Below are 20411 nucleotides of genomic sequence, written 5' to 3'. Positions count from 1 at the left end.
CCCAAGCGGCCCGGGTATGCGCCGTATTAAGCGTTTGCACTTTGTTGGCATCGGTGGCGCAGGTATGTGTGGGATCGCTGAGGTGCTTGCTAATCAGGGCTACAGCGTCAGCGGCAGCGATATGAAGGAATCAAATGTCATTGAACGCCTTCGTCAGTGTGGTGTTAACGTTGCAATCGGTCATGCTGAAGAGAATGTGGCGGGAGCTGATGTCGTCGTTGTCTCTAGCGCTATTGATGTAACTAATCCTGAAATTCGTTGGGCCCATGAGCATCGTGTGCCAGTAGTAAGGCGTGCTGAAATGCTAGCTGAGCTAATGCGCTTTCGCCATGGTATTGCTGTCGCAGGAACACACGGCAAGACGACTACAACCAGCTTGACTGCGACGTTGCTGGCGGAAGGCGGGTTAGATCCCACCTTTGTGATTGGTGGAAAGCTCACCAGCGCTGGCGCTAATGCCCGGTTGGGGGAAGGGGATTATTTAGTCGCTGAGGCTGATGAGTCGGATGCGTCGTTTCTGCACCTTCAGCCAATGGTCTCTATTGTGACAAACATAGATGCAGACCACATGGCCACTTATGGTGGCGATTTTGAGCGTTTAAAGAGCACATTCATTGAGTTTCTTCATAATTTGCCATTTTACGGGCTGGCAGTGCTGTGCATTGATGACGCTAATATCCGGTCGTTGCGTGATCAGGTGAAGCGCCAGTTTGTGACCTACGGTTTCGATGAAGATGCCGACTACCGCATTGTGGACTTTACTCAGCAAGGAGGTGACGTCTCGTTTACCGCAGTACGCCCCGGTGAAGCTGCTCCATTGTCTATTCGGCTAGCAATGCCTGGTCGCCACAATGCGCTAAACGCTATGGCGGCGATTGTTGTAGCAACGGATGCCGGGGTAAGTGACGATGCTATTCTTCGTGGGCTGGCAAGTTTTGCCGGTGTAGGGCGCCGCTTTCAAGTGCATGGCCATTTCAGTGCCCCTAATGCTGATGGCGATATCATGTTAGTAGACGATTACGGACACCACCCCCGTGAAGTTGACATGGTTATCCAGGCGGTTCGTGCTGGTTGGCCGGAACGTCGATTGGTCATGCTGTACCAACCGCACCGCTACAGTCGCACCCGCGATCTTTATGAAGATTTCGTTCGGGTGCTTTCTCAAGTGGATACGCTCGTATTACTGGACGTCTACAGCGCTGGGGAAGCCGTGATTCCAGGCGCGGAAGGTCGCACCCTTGCCGGGTCTATTCGTCAGCGAGGAGAAGTCGATCCATTGTTCGTTGAGCATAAGCAGGAGTTACCTGCATTGTTAAGCAAGCTTCTGCGTCCCGGGGATATTTTTATTACTCAAGGCGCTGGTGATGTGGGTGGTATTTCACTTCGTTTCGCGCATGCCAAGTTATCGCTAGATAAGGTAGAGCTATGAGTGCAGCAATGTCACTGAATGATCCCTTGGCACGTGTCGTCGTTGTTTACGGTGGTACTTCAGCAGAACGCGAGGTGTCGCTTAAAAGCGGTGCTGCTGTGCTTGGTGCGTTAAAGCGTCAAGGTATCGATGCTATTGGCTACGATCCAAAAGAAGCAGGTTTAGTAGGGCTAGAACGCCTGGCGCCGACGGCTGTTTTCGTGGCTCTTCATGGTCGTGGTGGTGAAGATGGCACGTTACAGGGAGCGCTAGAGCTTTTAGGCCTACCTTACACCGGCAGTGGTGTACTGGCATCCGCGTTAGGAATGGATAAGCAACGCACGAAGCAGGTTTGGCAAGCGGTAGGGTTGCCCACGCCTGAAAGTATTATGCTCAGTGAGTCATCTGATTGGCCCATGGTGGTGTCGCAATTAGGTTTGCCAATGATGGTGAAGCCAGTCCACGAAGGCTCTACGCTGGGGATTAGTATTGTTAAAACCCAGGAGGCGTTAGAGGCTGCCTATCATGAGGCAGCGAACTATGATGCCCGTGTCATGGCTGAACGCTTCGTTGTGGGTGAGGAGTATACCGTTGCTCTGCTTGGCAATGATGTACTGCCAGCTATTCGTGTCGAAGTTCCTGGCGGTTTTTATGATTACGAAGCGAAATACATTGCTAATACCACCCAGTATCATCTTCCCTGCGGCTTATCAGCTATTGATGAACAGGCTTTGGCAGAACTATGCAAGAAAGCATTTGATGCCGTAGGTGGTGAGGGTTGGGGGCGTGTAGATGTAATGCGCGACGCAATGGGCAAGTTTTGGCTGATTGAAGTTAATACAGTCCCCGGCATGACGGATCACAGTTTGGTGCCTCAAGCGGCGGCGTATGCAGGCATAGAATTTGATCAGCTAGTGTTACGCATCTTGAATACTGCGGTTCAACGCAGCTGCTCATGAAAAAGCGTAATGCATGGTTAGGCCTCATATTGCTAACATTATTGCTAGGTGCTGGTGGGCGTGCCCTGTGGTTATGGTTAGATAGGCCTATTGAGCGTGTATCTATTCGTGGCGAGTGGGAGTATGTGAGTGCTGATTATCTCCGTACTCAGCTAGCGCCGCTCGTTCAAGAGGCAACTTGGCTCTCAGCAGATTTAGGTGAGCTTCGTAGGCGTGCGTTGAGAATTGGCTGGCTGAATGAAGTTAGAATTTCCAGAGAGTGGCCAAATGCACTTGTATTTGAGCTGGTAGAGCAAACGCCAGTGGCCCGCTGGAACGATGATTTTCTACTTAACCCCAAAGGTGAATCGTTTGCCTTTGCGCCACTAGGTGTGCCTCAAGGGCTTCCTGATTTGGCTGGGCCGACGGGAAGTGGAGAGGAAGTGCTGACTTATTATCGCCGCTTAACACCTCACTTTCAGGGGTTGTCGCTGTCACTTTCCCAATTACGTTTAGAGCCCCGTGGTGCATGGCGGCTTCAGTTAAGTAATGGTGCTTGGGTAATGTTAGGAAGGCGTCAGCATGAAATTCGATTAGCTCGTTTATCGGCATCATGGCAGCGTGAGCTTGCTCAGGTTGGGAATCATATTCGCTATATCGACTTACGTTACCCGAATGGTGTTGCAGTTGCTTGGCACGGAGAAAGTGACTTTGCAGAAGAAGATGAGTAATAAGCGACTTACAATGTGCAAGAAGTAGGTAAATGTAAGTGGTTGCCAACAGCGAAAAGCCATGAATAGGCTTTAAATCGCGCCCAAAGGCGATTATCGTAGGCGTGCGCTAGTCGTATTGTGAGTATTGTTTCTATACTATGTTATTGCTGATGTTTTTTTACGGGCTATTTATTTAATCACGGTCAGCATTTGGCTGGATAGTTCGATAGGCGTCACTGTTATTTCGCATGATTTTGTATCGCCGTTTTAACAATTCAGCGCAGTTACGACTAACAAGTTTCTTTTAAAATTTTTCTAGGAGATTATCCGACTCATGGCAGGCTCACCCAACGCATCCAATATGGTTGTCGGGCTGGACATTGGAACGTCCAAAGTCGTCGCGATAGTCGGTCAACCCACCGATGATGGTGGGATTGAGATAGCGGGTATCGGCTCTCATCCATCACGTGGCATGAAGCGTGGCGTGGTCATTAATATAGAATCAACAGTGCAATCTATTCAACGCGCTGTTGAAGAAGCGGAATTAATGGCGGGTTGTGATATTCACTCTGTCTACGTTGGCGTTGCCGGCAGCCACATCAGTTCAATGAACTCAGATGGTGTGGTTGCTATTAAAGAAAGGGAAGTCACTCCGTCCGATATCGAGCGAGTCATCGACTCAGCTCGCGCTCGCGCAGTCTCTGAAGGGCAGCGTGTACTTCATGTATTGCCCCAAGAGTTCTCAATCGACGCCCAAGGTGGCATCCGTGAACCTCTAGGAATGTCAGGGGTCCGCTTGGAGGCACAGGTTCACCTTGTGACAGCGGCATTGAACGCCGTTCAAAATATTGAGAAATGTGTACGGCGATGTGGTTTAGACGTTGACGCAATTATTCTTGAGCAGCTAGCTTCTAGTATGGCTGTCCTCACCGAGGATGAGCGAGAATTAGGCGTTTGTATGGTGGATATTGGAGGTGGGACCACTGATATGGCCATTTTTAGTGAAGGGGCCATTCGTCATACTGCCGTTATCCCTATAGCAGGCGACCAAGTAACTAATGACATAGCGATGGCATTGCGCACGCCAACGCAACATGCTGAAGAGATTAAAGTTAAATACGCTTGCGCACTGACACAGCTGGCTGCAAGCGACGAAATGATTAAAGTTCCCAGCGTAGGAGATCGTCCGGCTCGTGATTTATCACGACAGGCACTTGCTGAAGTGGTTGAGCCGCGTTACGAGGAGCTATTTACGTTGGTGAGAGACGAATTACGCCGTAGTGGCTATGAGGATATGGTGGCTGCTGGTGTTGTGCTCACTGGTGGCACCTCGCGTATGGAAGGGGTTAGCGAATTGGCAGAAGAAATTTTTCATATGCCTGTTCGTATTGCTTGTCCGCAGAATGTCAAAGGCCTGGCTGATGTGGTACGCAATCCTATTTATGCAACAGGTGTGGGTTTGTTGCATTATGCATTGCAAGAAGCGCGACATGGGCAAGGCCTAGAAAGCCACGGGGGAGTCGTTGCTGCGCATAAAGGGCGCAACGAAGTCGTCCGGCGTGATATCAAGGAAGGTCAATCGGCGCTGGTAAGAATCAAAGGCTGGTTCAAAGGAAATTTCTGACAGGGCCGCAAGCGCGGTTCAGGAGACGGGGCTTATGTTCGAATTGGTAGATAACGCACCCTCGAGCAGTGCGGTCATCAAAGTGGTCGGTGTTGGCGGTGGCGGCGGCAACGCAGTCAACCACATGGTCGAAAGTAATATTGAAGGCGTTGAATTTATCTGCGCTAACACCGACGCCCAAGCGCTTAAACGGGTATCTGCAAAAACAGTCTTGCAGCTAGGTGGCGAAATTACCAAAGGGCTCGGGGCGGGTGCCAATCCTGAAGTGGGCCGCCAAGCAGCTATGGAAGACCGTGATCGCATCGCTGAGCTATTAACCGGCGCAGACATGGTGTTCATCACTGCGGGTATGGGTGGCGGTACAGGTACCGGTGGTGCGCCTGTCGTTGCTCAGGTTGCTAAAGAATTGGGTATTTTGACGGTTGCCGTGGTAACTCGCCCCTTCCCGTTTGAAGGGCCGAAGCGCATGCGCGCCGCTGAAGAGGGCATGAAAGAGCTTTCTGAGCATGTTGACTCGTTGATCACTATTCCAAACGAAAAACTGCTTTCTGTTTTAGGTAAGAACGCAACACTGCTAACCGCCTTTAGCGCTGCTAACGATGTGCTGTTGGGAGCCGTTCAGGGTATTGCTGAGCTGATTACCAGCCCAGGCATTATCAACGTCGATTTTGCTGATGTGCGAACCGTTATGTCAGAAATGGGCATGGCGATGATGGGTACCGGTGGAGCAACTGGCGAGAATCGTGCTCGCGAAGCGGCTGAAAAAGCCATTCGTAGCCCGCTGCTTGAAGACATCGATTTGCACGGCGCTCGCGGCATCCTGGTCAATATTACTGCTGGCCCTGACTTGTCGATTGGTGAATTCAATGATGTAGGCGCCACTGTTCAAGAGTTTGCTTCTCAGGAGGCAACGATTGTGGTGGGCACCTCTATCGACATGGAAATGTCTGATGAGCTGCGCGTCACTGTGGTAGCTGCTGGGCTGGATGGTAGCAAGGGTAAAGTTGCTTCACGTGAGCCAGCGCGCCGGTCTGCTGCTGAAGCGTCCTCAGATTACCGCAAGTTGCAACAGCCAACTGTCATGCGTCAGCAAGCAACGGCACGCAAAGAGGCGCCTGAGGCAGCTGCGAAACCCCGTCCTGAAAAGCGTCGAGCCCCTGATGCCGATGATTATTTGGACATCCCCGCATTTTTACGTCGTCAGGCAGATTGATTGACGCTATCGGGTTCATTGAAACAGCAAACAAGAGTTTTATTGGTTAAAACGCTTGTTTGCTGTTAAAGTGAACACTGTTTCTTAACTTTCTTCCCCTAGCGGTACTTGTCGGCACTTTTCTGCCGGTAACCGCCGACATTAGAGTTCGACCACTGCCCATGATCAGACAACGCACACTACAAAACGTCATTCGCGCCACCGGAGTGGGTCTGCACTCTGGTAAAAAAGTCCACCTGGCTTTGCGCCCGGCGCCGGCTAATACCGGAATTGTGTTCATCCGAACCGATTTAGAGCCTGTGGTTCACGTGCCGGCACGTGCTGAATTGGTGGAAGACACCACATTATGCACTGCTCTTTCTTACAAGGGTGTGAAAGTTGCGACGGTCGAACATCTGATGTCGGCATTTGCGGGACTGGGTATTGATAACGCCTATGTCGATGTTAGTGCTCCTGAAGTGCCTATCATGGACGGTAGCGCGAGCCCCTTTGTGTTCTTAATTCAATCCGCGGGCATTTTAGAGCAAGATGCACCTAAGAAATTTATCCGAATTAAGCGTCGTATTGCCGTCAGTGATGGCGACAAAGAAGCCGTCTTTTTGCCTCATCAAGGGTTTAAAGTCTCGTTTGCAATCGACTTTGATCACCCTGTGTTCGAGCAGCAGAAACAAACTGCGTTAATCGATTTTTCAACAACGTCGTTTGTGAAAGAGGTTTCTCGTGCACGTACCTTCGGGTTTATGCGCGATCTCGAATTTTTGCGATCCAATAATCTTGCGCTTGGCGGTAGCTTAGATAACGCCATTGTTGTGGATGATTATCGCATTGTTAATGAAGGCGGTTTGCGCTATGACGATGAGTTTGTCAAGCATAAAGTGCTGGATGCTATTGGTGATTTGTATCAGCTTGGTCACAGTCTGATTGGCGAATTCCAAGGTGTTAAATCAGGCCATGCGCTTAATAATCAGTTGTGCCGCGAGTTGTTGGCGCAGCCCGATGCCTATGAAGTGGTCACCTTTGAAGAAGATAAAGCGGTCGCACCGATCTCTTATTCGGCACCTGCAATGGCGTAGCTTGAACGTCTGCCAGACGTGTGAATAGTATGACTGCACTAGTAGAAAGCACCGCTCTGGCGGTGCTTTTTGCGTATTGGCGCTGGCAGTAACGTGGCTATTAACGTTTATTATCTGAGTCATTTGGTGCATGTGCCGCAAGACGCTCCAGGGCGTTTCTAAGCGAGGGGTTGTCAGTGTCTTTTGCGCATTCGGTTAGCGTTTTTCCAGCACTTTCTGAGAGGGTGCGGGTGTAACGTTTAGGGCTTTCGATTGGCCGAACGGGTCGCACTTTAAGGGTGAAGCCGGTAACGCCTTCAAACCCTGGCAACTGATGCAGTAAGACTAGCAATTGCGGCTGTTCATAGCGCAGCCACGTTAGCCAACTTGCTTGGCCGCTTATTAACGTCAATCGTCCGTCTCGAAAGCCCCCGACGAAAATATGCTCACGCATTGCTTCAGGCAGGTGGGCGCGTAAATGACGTTGAGCCTGATCAATCAAACGAGACTGTCGCATAAGCTGTCCCGCGCTACCAGACTTGGTCAGCAGTTGGGTAATGGGCTGTGCGCGGGAACGCTTAACCTTTATACTCATTAACTTAATTCCTGGAACGTTGTTGGCTAAGCCACACTCACGATTGCCACCAGCGTTTTTCTATAGACTTTTAATTGATAGAGCCTAACACGCTCGGGAGCCAGTCCACAGCATGTCATCAACGCCAGATGTTTTGTCTGCTTCGCCGCGGCGGCAACGCCGAAACGGCCTAGCGCGTTGGTGGCTGGCAGGCCTCCTAGTGAGTTGTTTATTACCTGCTAGTTTACATCCTTCAGATGCATTGCGTGGCGGTGAGCGCGGGGTGATTATCTGTTTTTGGGTGCCAGCAATGCTGCGTGCCCAGTCTGAATGGATCGCTAAGAAGCGCTGCGCCCTGCGCCACTGGGTACGAAAACAAGCGTGTGTGTATCCTACCGTCTTGCGCTGTATCCGCTATTTTCTTCGTATCCCCCATCAGTTGGTTGCCGCGATTGATGTGCTGAATCCTCGTGGCCCGCCAGCTCAGCTGTACGTTCACTAAATTTACCTTATTTGCCTTATATAAAAGGGCGTACCTGACCGGGGCGCTCGAGAAGATTTGGAACTTTCATGATTAATAATTTGTTACGTAAAGTCGTTGGCTCTAAAAATGATCGCGACGTTAAGCGCATGCAAAAAAGCGTGCTCAGTATTAACGTTTTAGAGCAAGCACTTGAAGGGTTAAGTGACGCTGAGTTGCAAGCAAAAACAGGGCTGTTACGTCAAAAGTTAGCAGAAGGCGCGTCTATTGATAGTTTGTTACCAGAAGCGTTTGCCGTCGTGCGTGAGGCTAGTAAACGGGTAATGAAAATGCGCCACTTTGACGTCCAAATGGTCGGTGGTATGACGTTGCATCGTGGCCGTATAGCGGAAATGAAAACCGGTGAGGGTAAAACCCTGGTGGCGACGCTTGCCGTATATTTAAATGCGCTGCCAAGTAAGGGTGTCCATGTCGTCACCGTTAATGATTATCTAGCCCGCCGTGATGCTGAATGGATGCGGCCCTTGTATGAGTTTCTTGGGTTATCGGTAGGCGTTATCTTTGCTGGCCAAACGGGTGAAGAGAAGCGCCATGCCTATCAGTGTGACATCACTTATGGCACTAACAATGAGTTTGGTTTCGATTATCTGCGCGACAACATGGCGTTCTCGCTTGAGGATAAAGTGCAGCGTGGTCTGCATTACGCCATCGTCGATGAAGTCGACTCTATTTTAATTGATGAAGCTCGTACGCCGTTAATTATCTCGGGCGCAGTGGATGAAAATACCGATTTGTACGGCATTGTGAATCGCCTGGCTCAGCAGTTAGAACAAGGTGAAGCCTCGGAGGACAGCGATGCGCCAGTCACGGGAGATTTCCTGCTTGATGAAAAACAAAAGCAGGTAGAACTTACCGAGCAGGGTCATAACAAAGTTGAAGAGCTAATGCGTGCCGAAGGGCTCTTAGGCGAGGGTGAATCGCTTTATGCCGCACAAAACCTAAACTTGCTTCAACATATGCATTCCGCGCTACGCGCAAGACACCTTTATCATTTAGACGTTGACTACATCGTTTCTGAAGGCCAGGTTGTCATCGTTGATGAGCATACTGGGCGTTCTATGCCGGGGCGCCGTTGGTCAGAAGGGTTGCACCAAGCGGTTGAAGCGAAAGAGGGAGTGACGGTTCAGCGAGAGAGCCAGACACTGGCATCGACTACTTTCCAGAACTACTTCCGTTTATATGAAAAGCTCGCTGGCATGACCGGCACCGCTGATACCGAAGCATTCGAATTTAGGCAAATTTATGGCCTGGATGTGGTCGTCATTCCAACGAATCGATCGCTTGCTCGTAAAGATCTGAATGATTTGGTCTATCTGAGTGCTGAAGAAAAATACGAAGCGATTATTAAAGATGTGAAGGCCGAAACTGAAGCCGGACGCCCTGTGCTCGTTGGTACAGCGTCGATTGAAACCTCAGAGTACCTAGCCCGCCTAATGCGCGAAGCTGGCCTGACGTTTAATGTGTTGAACGCTAAACAACACCAAAGCGAAGCAGAAATCATCGCTCAAGCAGGTCGTCCGGGCGCCATTACTATTGCAACGAATATGGCGGGACGTGGTACCGATATCGTCCTCGGGGGGAACTGGGAAGCAGAAGCGGCTAAGCTGCAAAATCCCACCCAAGAACAGATTGAAGCTCTCAAGGCGGAGTGGCAAAAGCGCCATGACGGTGTTTTAGAAGCAGGTGGTTTGCATGTTGTTGGTTCTGAACGTCATGAGTCCCGTCGTATTGATAACCAGCTGCGTGGTCGTGCGGGACGTCAAGGCGACCCAGGCTCTACACGCTTCTTCCTCTCGTTAGAAGACAGTTTGATGCGTTTGTTTGGTTCTGACCGAGTGAAGCGCCTGATGCTGGCTCTTGGACTAGAACGCGGTGAGGCAATTGAGCACAAGATGGTGTCTAACGCTGTCGAGCGTGCCCAGAAAAAAGTAGAGGGGCGCAACTTTGATATCCGCAAGCAACTGCTTGAATACGATGATGTCGCTAATGATCAGCGTCGAGTTATCTACGAACAGCGTAATGAAATTCTGTCCGCTGATGAGGTTTCCGACGCCGTCATCGGTATTCGTGAAGAAGTCATGGAAGATGCCATCAGTGATTATGTGCCACCTCAGAGCTTGGCTGAGCAGTGGGATTTGCCTGGGTTAGAGGCGCATCTTAAAACTGAATTCAATCTTGATGCTCCCGTTACGCAATGGGCGGCAGAAGACGAGCGCTTCAGTGAAGAGAAACTGCGTGAGCGTTTACAAGCGATGCACCGCGATGCGTATCAAGCCAAAATTGAGGCTGCTGGCGCCACGTTAATTCGCCGTTTTGAAAAACAGGTAATGCTCCAGGTGTTGGATACCCGTTGGAAAGAGCATCTTCAGTCGATGGATCACCTGCGTCGTGGCATTCACTTGCGTGGTTATGCCCAGAAGAATCCTAAGCAGGAGTACAAGCGTGAATCCTTCGAGTTGTTCCAGCATCTGCTAACGAACATTAAAGCTGACGTTACGCGAATTTTAAGCCACGTGCAGGTTCGCCAGCCTGAAGAGGTTGATGCGCTAGAGCAGAAGCGCCGTGAAGAGTCAGTGCGGGAACGTGCGACAGCGGCAAGTCGCCACGATGATCCTAACGCCCAGCCGGAAGATGTTTCACAGGAAGCACCTGGGGCTGACGGACGTCCGTTGCGTCGTGAAGGGCCAAAAGTAGGGCGCAATGATCCGTGCTCATGTGGGTCCGGTAAAAAGTATAAGCAGTGCTGTGGAAAACTAAGCTAATCACGCGTGGCGAAATTGAGCGCAAAGGAGAAAAACATGGCGGTGGGAAATCTTGCTTTTCCGGAATTGCCACCCCTTAACGGGGTGCGCCTGGGCAGTGCAATGGCAGGTATTAAAAAGCCAGATCGCCGTGATGTAGTGGTGATTGAGTTACCTGAAACTGCCACGGTAGCCGGGGTTTTTACTCGCAATGCGTTTTGTGCTGCTCCAGTGGTCGTTGCGAAAGCGCACCTTGAAGAGTGTGCAAGCGCTGGGCATGTTCCTCGCTACTGGCTGGTAAATACTGGCAATGCCAATGCTGGTACTGGCGCATCGGGCTTGCAGGACGCTTATGCCAGCTGTAAAGCGCTTGCTGAGCAAATGGGTGTTGATAAAAGCCAGGTCTTACCCTTTTCAACCGGTGTGATCGGCGAGCCTCTACCGATGGCACGCCTGCTTGCCGGTATGCCTAATGCGCTAAGTTCCCTAGCGGATACTAGTCTTGCTTGGCAGCAGGCCGGTGAGGGGATTCTGACCACTGATACCCGAGCCAAAGGTGCAACGATAACCGTTTCAATCGGTGATCAGCGGGTTACGATCAATGGCATTACCAAAGGGTCAGGCATGATTAAGCCCAATATGGCTACCATGTTGGGTTTTGTGGTGACGGATGCGGCGATTGAGCAGCCGTTGTTAGCGAGTTTATTACGTGAAACGGTGGATCGATCTTTTAACTGCATCACTGTCGATAGCGATACATCAACCAACGATGCTTGCATGCTGGCGGCGACGGGTACAGGCGCTCGAGTTGAAAGCGGGGAGCAGGTGGCCATTTTCCGCAATGCGCTACAACGCGTGATGACCGAGCTTGCCCAAGCGATTATTCGTGATGGCGAAGGAGCGACAAAGTTTGTGACGCTCCAGGTGAATGAGGCGACCACTCGGCAGGAAGCGTTGGATGTTGCTTTTACTGTTGCTCACTCGCCACTGGTGAAGACTGCGCTCTACGCTTCTGATGCTAACTGGGGGCGTATTTTAGCCGCTGTTGGGCGCGCGCCGGTTGAGTCGTTCGATGTCAATCAAGTTGTCATTGATTTGGGTGACGTTCGCTTAGTTGAAAAGGGCGGCCGTGCCGACAGTTATACAGAAGCAGCGGGCAGCGCCGTCATGGCGCAGGAAGAAATCATCATTCGCATTAATTTGGGTCGTGGTGAAGAGAGTGCCACTGTGTGGACCTCGGACCTATCTCATGACTATGTGACTATCAACGCGGATTACCGTAGCTGAAGCGTACTGAAAAGTAGCCAAAAACAGTTGCAGTGACGTGCTAATGCAGTGAGATAGCGCCGTCTTTGTTTAGGGCGGCGCGCAAAAAGTGGGTAAAGACGTAATGAGTGTAATGGTAAAACGACGAGTTCATGTCGCGGCGGCTGCAATGATCAGCGCCGATCAAAAGCGGGTTCTGATTGCGCGTCGGCCCTCTAATGTTGATCAAGGCGGTCTATGGGAGTTTCCTGGTGGCAAGCTGGCGCCTTATGAAACGGGGCTTGAAGGCCTCAAGCGCGAGCTTCATGAAGAGCTTGGTGTTGAGATTGTACGAGCCCGGCCACTTATCCGCGTTCATCATGAGTATCCTGATAAGCATATCCTTCTGGATGTTTGGCAAGTGCAGGAGTTTGCGGGTGAGCCGTTTGGCCGAGAGGGGCAGGCAGTACGCTGGGTGCCCATGGAAGAGTTAGTAAATTACCCTTTCCCTGCTGCTAACTTGCCTATTTTGCGTGCGGTGATGTTGCCCACTGACTATCTGATTACTGGCGAGGAAGCTGACGAAGAACGTTTCGATAGCTTATTGGAACGAGCGCTCAGTGAAGATGGTGTAAGGCTCGTACAGCTGCGGGCAAAAAATCTTGATGAAGCGGCATACATTGCCCGTGCTGAGCGCGCCCTGCGCCTTTGTCGTCAGTATGATGCAAAGTTGTTGTTGAACGGCGAGCCAGCATTGCTTGACGCTATTGATGCTGACGGAATTCATTTAACGAGCGCACGGTTAATGGACCTTGAGCGACGCCCAATTGCAGAAAATAAATGGCTCTCGGCGTCGACTCATGATCAAACACAGCTTTCTCAGGCTGCGGTTTTAGGTTGTGATTTTGTCACGCTGTCGCCGTTGCGCACTACGCCGTCTCATCCTGAGGTAGCCCCATTGGGGTGGCATGACTTCCAGCAGCTAGTTGAACGTGCTGGCATGCCGGTGTTTGCACTGGGTGGCATGACCCGCTTTGATGCTAACCATGCACGCGCTGTTGGTGCTCAGGGAATTGCGTCTATTCGTGATTTTTGGAAATAAAACCAATCGCTACAGGTTAGTTTTTTGAACGCTGCGCCTGCTCTCGATGAGAGCAGGCGTCTATGTTTTTGTCAGTTTATGTTTTATCAGGCGAGGTTAGTTATCCAGCGAGTTGGTTATCAATCGCGATAGCGACGTGTTAGATCACCGTAGGCATCAATGCGGCGGTCGCGCAAATAAGGCCAAATACGCCGGGTGTTCTCGCTACGCGCCATATCAATATTGACCACTAGTTGCTGTGTCTCTTCCCCTGCATGCGCTAGCATTTCTCCTTGCGGGCCGCATACAAAACTTCCTCCCCAAAACGCAATGCCGTTACCAACACCAGAGTGGTCGGGCTCAAAGCCGACTCTGTTCGCGACCAATACGGGCAGCCCGTTAGCGACGCCATGGGAGCGCTGTATAATTGTCCAAGCATCTTTCTGGCGGGCTTTTTCAGCGTCATCATCATTTGGATCCCAGCCGATGGCCGTTGGGTAGAGAAGTAGCTCCGCACCACTTAGTGCCATTAAACGTGCCGCTTCCGGGTACCATTGATCCCAGCAAACTAAGACACCTAGCCGCCCAACAGAGGTGTCAATGGGCGTGAAGCCTTGGCCACGTCCGTCGTCAGAATCGCCAGGGGTAAAGTAAAACTTTTCGTAAAAGGCCGGATCATCCGGGATGTGCATTTTACGGTACTCCCCAACACGTCCTTTTGCGCGGTCATAAACAACGGCTGTATTGTGGTAAAGCCCCGCCGCACGCCTTTCAAACAGCGACCCCACCAGCACAATATTCAGCTCCTTAGCTAATTCAGCTAGGTGCTGACCAGTAGGGCCGTCTAGTGGTTCAGCCAAATCAAACAGTGCAGGGTCTTCGTACTGGCAAAAGTAGTGCGTGGCATGCAGCTCCTGCAGCAATACTAATTGAGCGCCTTGGCTAGCAACTGAGCGTATGCCTGCTTCGCTGGCTGCAAGACTACGTGCTTTATCTGGCCACGCTGGCTGTTGAACAACACCGACGGTTAAGCTGTTAGACATGATGGCTCCTTAGGATTGACTAAGCGCAGGGGCAAGGGTGCCTTTCGGTAGCTGCATGGTTAAACAGTGGAGGCTGCCATGCTGGCGAATGACGCTATTACACTCGATAGGAATCAGGGTGTGTTCTGGAAAGGCAATACTCAACGCTTGCAGCGCGATTAGGTCGGCTGGATCGCCATACGTAGGCACCAGTACGGCATTATTGATAATTAAAAAATTCGCGTAGGTAGCCGGGAGGCGATGACCGTCTTCAGGATCAAAGCAGGCCTGTGGCCACGGCAAAGCAATTAATTGGTAGGGTTCACCGTTGCGCTGGCGAAACGCCATGAGCTCTTGCTCCATTGCGTTTAGCGCTGGATAGTGAGAGTCGGTGGGGTCGTCGCAGCGGACATACGCAATGGTAGAGGCGTTGCAAAAGCGTGCGAGTGTATCAACATGACTGTCGGTATCGTCACCTTCAAGATGCCCACTTGCTAGCCATAGGACTCGATCGACGCCAAAATCTTCCGCTAACTGGGTTTCAATATCCGTACGCGAAAGTGACGGGTTGCGGTTTGGGTTCAGTAAGCAGGCTTCTGTGGTTAGCAGCGTGCCTTCTCCGTCGGTTTCAATAGCGCCGCCTTCTAGCACCAAGCTGCGCGGAGTGATGGGGCAGTTCCAGACCCCTGCATCGTCCAACCATTGGGTGAGGCGATTGTCATGCTCGGCAGGAAATTTACCACCCCAGCCGGTAAACGTGTAATCCAACATGAGTGGCTGCTGTGCTTCGTCTACCACGGTGATTGGCCCATGGTCTCTGGCCCAAGTGTCATCAGTGGGAGCGACAATGAGTATGAATTGTTGTTGGGAAATGCCATAGGCCCCAAACGTAGCAGCCAAGCGGCGCTGGGTGGCGTCATCAGGAACGCTGATTAACACGCGCTGATAGCGTGTTGTGGCAATCACTATACGCTCAAGCGTTGCTTCAATACGTGATAACAGCGATGCCCAGTCGCCGTCTGGACGGGGCCAAGTCAGTTGCAAGCCGTCTTGGGGGTGCCACTCAGGCAATAAACGGTAAGTCTTGTTAGCCAACGTCACAGATGCTCTTAATAGTCGAAGAAAATGATAATAGAAAAAATGCTTGCCCTAGAGGCGACCTCTAAAAGACAAGGGGAATGGGCGCAATTTAGGGGCTTGTTTACCAACATGCAAGCGATACCGTGCTTAAGGGAACGGTAGGCAGACTTGTTACTCTAACGCAGCGTTCGCACATGCACCCATGCTAAAAAAACCGTACCATGGACGCTTATTACTAAGGAATGATGCCATGCTTGATCGTTTGCCTTTTCTGGTGGGGCTGCGCTACGTGCGCGCTAAACGCCGGAACCACTTTATTTCGTTTATTTCGTTAACTTCAATGCTGGGGTTAATGCTTGGCGTGGCAGTGCTCATTCTTGTGCTGTCGGTGATGAATGGTTTTGATCACGAGCTTCGTACTCGAATTTTGGGAATGGTGCCTCATACTAAAATTGAATCACGAGAAGGGTTAGTTGAGTGGCAAGCGTTAGCAGAACAGCTTGTTGAACGAGAGCGAGTTATTGGTGCAGCGCCGTATGTTGAACAGCAGGGTATGTTTTCAGCGGGTGGTAGAAACCAAGGCGCCATGGTGAATGGCATTCATCCGGACTGGGAAGGTCAAGTGTCGATTATTGGTGAGCATATGCGCCAAGGTCAGCTTTCCGATCTGGTGCCTGGCGAGTGGAACGTAGTGCTGGGATCTATGCTGGCACGTCGCTTGGGCGTAGGTGTAGGTGATCGAGTCACGCTACTTGTTCCAGAAGCATCGATTACGCCCGCTGGAGTTTTTCCAAGACTAAAGCGATTTACTGTTAGCGGTATTTTTAGTGTAGGCGCTGATTTAGACGCTAATTTGGCCTATGCCAATATTGAAGATATGCAAACGTTAGCGCGTTTGGGCGATGCGGTGGGTGGCTTACGGCTAGAGTTAGATGACCTGTTTGTGGCTGGTAGTGAAACTCAAGCGATTGTTAACGAGCTTGGCTCAGGTTACCGCGGCACGGATTGGACTGCTTCCCATGGGAGTCTATTTCAAGCGATTCAGATGGAAAAGCGCATGATTGCGTTGCTGCTGACGGTCATTATTGCCGTTGCCGCATTTAATATAGTATCTACGCTAGTGATGGTCGTGACCGATAAGCGAGCGGATATCGCCATTTTACGTACCATAGGTGCCACCCCACGTTCGATCATGGGTATTTTTATCGTGCAAGGGCTAACCATCGGTCTGATCGGTATTGCGATTGGCGTGGCTGCAGGTGTTCTCCTGGCACTGACTATCTCTGATTTGATCAGTTGGTTTGAAACAACTTTCGGTATTCAGTTCTTAGATGCTGGAGTTTACTTTATTAGTGACTTGCCCTCTCAGCTACAGTGGGGCGATGTGCGAGATATTGTCATCGCTGCCTTTGGTCTGACCTTCCTCTCGACGCTTTATCCCGCTTGGCGGGCCGCTCGGGTTCAGCCTGCCGACGTACTGCGTTATGAATAAGGAAGCAACGATGACCTCAAGTACACAGCACTCAGCAGCAGTTATGCTGGAATGTAACAGCCTGACACGGGTTTATAACGAAGGCCCCCAGGATCTCACCGTATTAGATCAGCTCGAGCTTAAGGTCCATGCTGGAGAGCGCGTTGCCATTGTGGGGAGCTCAGGCTCAGGTAAAACAACACTGTTAAACCTGCTGGGAGGACTTGATCGTCCCAGTGCTGGTAGCGTAGTGATTGCTGGCGAGCCGCTAGCTGGTCTTAACGAAGCGGCACTAGGTCGTTTTCGGAACCGCTATATCGGCTTTGTCTATCAGTTTCATCACTTGCTAGCTGAGTTCACCGCGGTAGAGAATGCCGCGCTTCCGTTAATTATTCGCGGTCAGTCTAAAAAAGCAGCGGAGCAGCGCGCTATGCAGTTGCTTGAACGGGTGGGCATGAAGGCGCGAGCTGATCATAAACCTGGCGAGCTTTCGGGTGGTGAGCGTCAGCGGGTGGCCATTGCTCGTGCGTTAGTGACAGACCCTAGTCTTGTGCTGATGGATGAGCCTACCGGGAACCTTGACCAAACCACAGCAGGAACCATATTAGCGCTTATGGACGAATTGGCGAAAGAGAGCGCCTGTGCGTTTGTTATTGTGACTCATGATGTCAGCTTGGCTGCTCATCAGGATCGTGTGTTGAAGCTGGATGGTGGGCAGTTAATAGAGCAGAGCAACGATTAATTCGAGGGATTAGTCGTCGAACTCTGACTCAATACGAGCCCGGCGCTGCCGTCTCTTCAGGCGGCGGCGTTTCCAATGATGGGAAACATGCCAGCGCCAAATTAACCGTATGACGATATTGGCAATAATGGCTAAAAGTACGGCTGAAATTAATGATCCAAGCATCAGCGGTGGCATGATGTCGTGCATTTGTTCTGCAATCCAGCGTGTTGATATGCGCGATGGCGCTTCTCTCACTGGAGCTTCTAACAGAAACGTACCAATCCGATAATTAAAATAAAAAATAACCGGCATGGTGAGTGGGTTCGTAATCCACACCAACCCTACTGAAAGTGCCAAGTTACAACGGCTAAACCTTGCCCCTAGTGCTGCCACTACCATCTGAAATGGTATAGGCAGCATGGCGCAAAAAAGCCCCACGCTGAATGCGTTTGCAACGCTTCGACGTGTTAAAAGCCATAACCCAGGGTCTGCAATTAATGGCGCAATAAAGCGTAGTGAACGCTGTTGCCTTAATGTGTCGGGTTTTGGCATGTAGCGCTGCAGGAAACGGCGCGGCATGTCAGGTACTCATTTAATTGGTGCATCCTATTATCCATATAGCAGCGTGCTTCGGCTATGGCGCGGATATGAATGATCCAGTTCCAAGGAGGGACTATGCAATTAGGTGCTGCACTACCTGCTGCCTTGGCTGTATTGATGGGTGCGCTAGCAGCGTGGTTAAGCGGTCCTGAAGCGCATCTACAGGTTCTCTTGCCAAGTGTGTTGGTGGTGGCGCTTTTTTGGGTTGTTTTTCGCCGTAGTTTATTGATTTGGTTGTTAATTTCTAGCTGGGTTTTTGTTGGCGTACAGCAAGAGTGGGGGCACCGTTTGCCACCTGGGCTCAGTGGTGAAGATGTCACCTTGCAGGCTCGAGTAATCAATGTGCAAACGGAAGCGGGGTCGTCACGCATGCGTCTGGCAGTTGACTCTTGCCTCTCTCCTGAAGGACTTCCCAGCTGTAGTGGACTGCGTAGCGTACGAGTAAGTGCCTATGGTGACCAGCGCTACCTTGTTGGAGAGCGCTGGCAGATGACGCTGCGGCTACGCCCTCCCAGTGGCTTTGCTAACCCGCATACGTTTAATTTTCAGCAGTGGTTATGGCGCGAAGGCATACATGCAACGGGCTATGTGCGGCAAGAGCCTACGCCTGAACGCTTGTCGGGGGCTACGCAAACACTTCGTCAGAAAGCAATAGAAACGCTGTCTAGCCAACCATTACAAGAACGAACTCGGCGCTGGCTTGCGGCGCTAACGCTGGGTGATAGTGAGCAGTTGACCCAAGATGATTGGACCTTGCTCAATGCAACGGGTACGACGCATTTAGTGGTTATCTCTGGATTGCATGTTGGGCTTGTCGCTTCATTTGTGCTGCTGCTTGCTCGTTTTAGTGCCCGGCTGATGACGCCTACCAATTGGCGTCTGCGTATTTGGCCCTGGTGGCTAGCAGGAGCGGCGGCGGTGGGTTACGCCATGTTAGCTGGACTAGCGCCTCCTGCCATGCGAGCCATGATCATGACGCTGTTAGGCTTGTGGGTGCTTAGCGGACGCCATGCACCAGGCGCTTGGCAAGCTTGGTGGCTTGCACTTGGGATAGTGTTAGTCGTTGATCCGCTTGCACTCTGGAGGCCCGGTCTTTGGCTATCGTTTATTGCGGTAGGTTGGTTGATTATTATTTGGCAAGGTCGTCCCCGACCACAAGGGCTGAAGGGGTGGTGTTGGGCATTACTGCGTTCTCAACTCCTCATCGCACCGCTAATGGCGGCAGCGGTGCTGGTGGCGTTTGGGAGAGTCGCCCCTGCGGCACCTTTGGTGAATCTTGTTGCTGTACCTTGGGTCAGCTCCGTTATGGTGCCTAGTGCGTTATTGGGATGGGTGCTGTCGCCACTGCCTGGGATAGGGCTTTTTGTATGGTGGTGTTTTGAGCTGGCACTGCAGATTTTTCATCAGTTGCTAGTCGTTACCGTGCAGTGGGCACCGCTTTGGCAGCCACCGTCAATACTGGTGTTCCCGCTAGTAGGTGCGCTGTTATTAATCTCGCTATGTTGGGGGCTCCCTAATGTTCCGGGGTGGCTACGTGTTGGTGCGACATTACTACTTTTAAGCTTTCCATGGTGGTCAGCAAACGAGCAGCTTAACCAGGGCGAGTTACGTGTCATTGTCTATGACGTTGGGCAAGGCCAATTAATTGAGTTACGTAGTGTTAACTACCGATTGCTGTACGACACGGGGCCTCGCTTTCGCAGTGGTTTTATGCCGCTGCAAACCCTTTGGCCTCCAAACCAATCGTTCGATCATGTTATTGTCAGTCATGCCGATACTGATCATGCCGGTGGAGTTAGTGCGCTCTTAAAAGACCATCAGGTAGCGCAATGGTGGGCACCCCGTGGAGAGCTTCTACCTGTTGCTAGTACAAAGTGTGTTCAAGGACAGCAGTGGCGACGTGATGGCATTCACTACCAGATACTATGGCCTCCAAAGGGGGATAATGTACTGTCCTCAAATGATCGCTCCTGTGTACTTCAGGTAAGCACCGGTGAGCAACGTTTGCTGATCACGGGTGACGTGAGCAAGGACATTGAAAGGAGAATCTTAGCGAATGTTATTACGCCGATTAGCGTGTTAGTGGCTGGGCATCATGGCAGCAACACGAGTTCGAGTGCGCAGTTCGTTCAAGTAAGCCGTCCACGACATGTCATTTTTAGTGCTGGGAAAGATAATCCTTTTAACCATCCGGCTGACGCGGTAGTGCGCCGCTTTCGTCAACAGCAGAGTTGTTTATGGAGTACCGCCCATGATGGCGCTCTCGAATTTAGCCTAATCGCCACTCAGCCTGTTCAGATCATACCCATGCGAAAACAACCGAGCGTTCGTAAGCGGTGTTGATGCGGGACGCCATAAGGTAGAATTCTGACAATTGCACACTA

Annotated in this window: 17 protein-coding genes; 13 read left to right on the top strand and 4 right to left on the bottom strand. The window is 51.2% G+C overall.

Going from position 1 to position 20411, the window contains the following annotated elements; all coding sequences use genetic code 11:
• Positions 1–16: 16 nt before the first annotated feature.
• The 6 genes from murC (at position 17) to lpxC (ending at position 6969) form a co-directional block, all read left to right on the top strand.
• Positions 17–1429: a UDP-N-acetylmuramate--L-alanine ligase gene (murC, locus tag B6A39_RS11395; RefSeq protein WP_083007895.1), complete on the top strand. Its 1413-nt coding sequence runs from the start codon at positions 17–19 to the stop codon at positions 1427–1429.
• On the top strand, positions 1426–2367 hold the full coding sequence (locus B6A39_RS11390; protein WP_083005710.1) for a D-alanine--D-alanine ligase: 942 nt from the start codon (positions 1426–1428) through the stop codon (positions 2365–2367). The genes murC and B6A39_RS11390 overlap by 4 nt, the downstream gene beginning before the upstream one ends.
• Complete coding sequence (locus B6A39_RS11385; RefSeq protein ID WP_083005707.1) at positions 2364–3077, top strand: cell division protein FtsQ/DivIB; 714 nt, start codon at positions 2364–2366, stop codon at positions 3075–3077. The genes B6A39_RS11390 and B6A39_RS11385 overlap by 4 nt, the downstream gene beginning before the upstream one ends.
• A gap of 316 nt (positions 3078–3393) precedes the next feature.
• Positions 3394–4683 carry a cell division protein FtsA gene (gene ftsA, locus B6A39_RS11380; protein WP_083005704.1) on the top strand — a complete coding sequence of 430 codons (1290 nt, stop codon included), beginning with the start codon at positions 3394–3396 and terminating at the stop codon, positions 4681–4683.
• A gap of 34 nt (positions 4684–4717) precedes the next feature.
• Positions 4718–5896, top strand: coding sequence for a cell division protein FtsZ (ftsZ, locus tag B6A39_RS11375; RefSeq protein WP_083005701.1), 1179 nt, complete (start codon positions 4718–4720; stop codon positions 5894–5896).
• Between the two features lie 161 nt (positions 5897–6057).
• Positions 6058–6969 (top strand): UDP-3-O-acyl-N-acetylglucosamine deacetylase, encoded by a 912-nt coding sequence (lpxC, locus tag B6A39_RS11370; protein WP_083005698.1) that lies wholly within the window; start codon positions 6058–6060, stop codon positions 6967–6969.
• Positions 6970–7069: 100 nt separating this feature from the next.
• Here lpxC and B6A39_RS11365 read toward each other — a convergent pair whose 3' ends face one another.
• Positions 7070–7543, bottom strand: a complete 474-nt coding sequence (locus B6A39_RS11365) for a DUF721 domain-containing protein (protein ID WP_083005694.1) — start codon at positions 7541–7543, stop codon at positions 7070–7072.
• Positions 7544–7655: 112 nt separating this feature from the next.
• Here B6A39_RS11365 and B6A39_RS11360 point away from each other — a divergent pair, with 112 nt between their 5' ends.
• The 4 genes from B6A39_RS11360 (at position 7656) to B6A39_RS11345 (ending at position 13151) form a co-directional block, all read left to right on the top strand.
• Positions 7656–8024 (top strand): hypothetical protein, encoded by a 369-nt coding sequence (locus tag B6A39_RS11360; RefSeq protein ID WP_083005691.1) that lies wholly within the window; start codon positions 7656–7658, stop codon positions 8022–8024.
• Between the two features lie 68 nt (positions 8025–8092).
• Positions 8093–10825 carry a preprotein translocase subunit SecA gene (gene secA / locus B6A39_RS11355; RefSeq protein WP_083005688.1) on the top strand — a complete coding sequence of 911 codons (2733 nt, stop codon included), beginning with the start codon at positions 8093–8095 and terminating at the stop codon, positions 10823–10825.
• Positions 10826–10861: 36 nt separating this feature from the next.
• Entirely contained in the window at positions 10862–12091 is a 1230-nt protein-coding gene (gene argJ / locus B6A39_RS11350) for a bifunctional glutamate N-acetyltransferase/amino-acid acetyltransferase ArgJ (protein WP_083005684.1), read from the top strand.
• Positions 12092–12203: 112 nt separating this feature from the next.
• Complete coding sequence (locus B6A39_RS11345) at positions 12204–13151, top strand: Nudix family hydrolase (protein WP_083005681.1); 948 nt, start codon at positions 12204–12206, stop codon at positions 13149–13151.
• A 119-nt stretch (positions 13152–13270) separates the two neighbouring features.
• Here the strand turns inward: B6A39_RS11345 and B6A39_RS11340 are convergent, their stop codons facing one another.
• Complete coding sequence (locus tag B6A39_RS11340) at positions 13271–14173, bottom strand: carbon-nitrogen hydrolase (RefSeq protein ID WP_083005678.1); 903 nt, start codon at positions 14171–14173, stop codon at positions 13271–13273.
• A gap of 9 nt (positions 14174–14182) precedes the next feature.
• A complete protein-coding gene (locus tag B6A39_RS11335) occupies positions 14183–15253 on the bottom strand; it encodes an agmatine deiminase family protein (protein ID WP_083005675.1) in 1071 nt (356 codons plus the stop codon).
• 229 nt (positions 15254–15482) lie between these two features.
• On the opposite strand from B6A39_RS11335, the gene B6A39_RS11330 reads away from it, so the two are divergent.
• Positions 15483–16724, top strand: coding sequence for a lipoprotein-releasing ABC transporter permease subunit (locus tag B6A39_RS11330; RefSeq protein WP_083005671.1), 1242 nt, complete (start codon positions 15483–15485; stop codon positions 16722–16724).
• Between the two features lie 10 nt (positions 16725–16734).
• A complete protein-coding gene (locus tag B6A39_RS11325) occupies positions 16735–17445 on the top strand; it encodes an ABC transporter ATP-binding protein (protein WP_083005667.1) in 711 nt (236 codons plus the stop codon).
• A 9-nt stretch (positions 17446–17454) separates the two neighbouring features.
• On the opposite strand, the gene B6A39_RS11320 is transcribed toward B6A39_RS11325, so the two are convergent.
• Complete coding sequence (locus B6A39_RS11320) at positions 17455–18006, bottom strand: DUF2062 domain-containing protein (RefSeq protein ID WP_083005663.1); 552 nt, start codon at positions 18004–18006, stop codon at positions 17455–17457.
• A 96-nt stretch (positions 18007–18102) separates the two neighbouring features.
• On the opposite strand from B6A39_RS11320, the gene B6A39_RS11315 reads away from it, so the two are divergent.
• Positions 18103–20370, top strand: coding sequence for a DNA internalization-related competence protein ComEC/Rec2 (locus tag B6A39_RS11315; protein ID WP_083005659.1), 2268 nt, complete (start codon positions 18103–18105; stop codon positions 20368–20370).
• Positions 20371–20411: the final 41 nt, after the last annotated feature.

The organism is Halomonas sp. GT (assembly GCF_002082565.1).
Lineage (GTDB): Bacteria > Pseudomonadota > Gammaproteobacteria > Pseudomonadales > Halomonadaceae > Vreelandella.
Note: the sequence above shows the minus strand (reverse complement) of the source record. Positions and strands in the feature narration are given on the sequence as shown.

Excerpts from the sequence above, each read along its gene's own strand:
- B6A39_RS11330 (WP_083005671.1), top strand. The coding sequence starts at position 15,483 with ATGCTTGATCGTTTGCCTTTTCTGGTGGGGCTGCGCTACGTGCGCGCT.
- B6A39_RS11340 (WP_083005678.1), bottom strand. The coding sequence starts at position 14,173 with ATGTCTAACAGCTTAACCGTCGGTGTTGTTCAACAGCCAGCGTGGCCA.
- B6A39_RS11315 (WP_083005659.1), top strand. The coding sequence starts at position 18,103 with ATGCAATTAGGTGCTGCACTACCTGCTGCCTTGGCTGTATTGATGGGT.
- ftsA (WP_083005704.1), top strand. The coding sequence starts at position 3,394 with ATGGCAGGCTCACCCAACGCATCCAATATGGTTGTCGGGCTGGACATT.
- B6A39_RS11345 (WP_083005681.1), top strand. The coding sequence starts at position 12,204 with ATGGTAAAACGACGAGTTCATGTCGCGGCGGCTGCAATGATCAGCGCC.
- ftsZ (WP_083005701.1), top strand. The coding sequence starts at position 4,718 with ATGTTCGAATTGGTAGATAACGCACCCTCGAGCAGTGCGGTCATCAAA.
- B6A39_RS11385 (WP_083005707.1), top strand. The coding sequence starts at position 2,364 with ATGAAAAAGCGTAATGCATGGTTAGGCCTCATATTGCTAACATTATTG.
- murC (WP_083007895.1), top strand. The coding sequence starts at position 17 with ATGCGCCGTATTAAGCGTTTGCACTTTGTTGGCATCGGTGGCGCAGGT.
- argJ (WP_083005684.1), top strand. The coding sequence starts at position 10,862 with ATGGCGGTGGGAAATCTTGCTTTTCCGGAATTGCCACCCCTTAACGGG.
- B6A39_RS11390 (WP_083005710.1), top strand. The coding sequence starts at position 1,426 with ATGAGTGCAGCAATGTCACTGAATGATCCCTTGGCACGTGTCGTCGTT.
- secA (WP_083005688.1), top strand. The coding sequence starts at position 8,093 with ATGATTAATAATTTGTTACGTAAAGTCGTTGGCTCTAAAAATGATCGC.
- B6A39_RS11320 (WP_083005663.1), bottom strand. The coding sequence starts at position 18,006 with ATGCCGCGCCGTTTCCTGCAGCGCTACATGCCAAAACCCGACACATTA.
- B6A39_RS11360 (WP_083005691.1), top strand. The coding sequence starts at position 7,656 with ATGTCATCAACGCCAGATGTTTTGTCTGCTTCGCCGCGGCGGCAACGC.
- lpxC (WP_083005698.1), top strand. The coding sequence starts at position 6,058 with ATGATCAGACAACGCACACTACAAAACGTCATTCGCGCCACCGGAGTG.
- B6A39_RS11325 (WP_083005667.1), top strand. The coding sequence starts at position 16,735 with ATGACCTCAAGTACACAGCACTCAGCAGCAGTTATGCTGGAATGTAAC.
- B6A39_RS11365 (WP_083005694.1), bottom strand. The coding sequence starts at position 7,543 with ATGAGTATAAAGGTTAAGCGTTCCCGCGCACAGCCCATTACCCAACTG.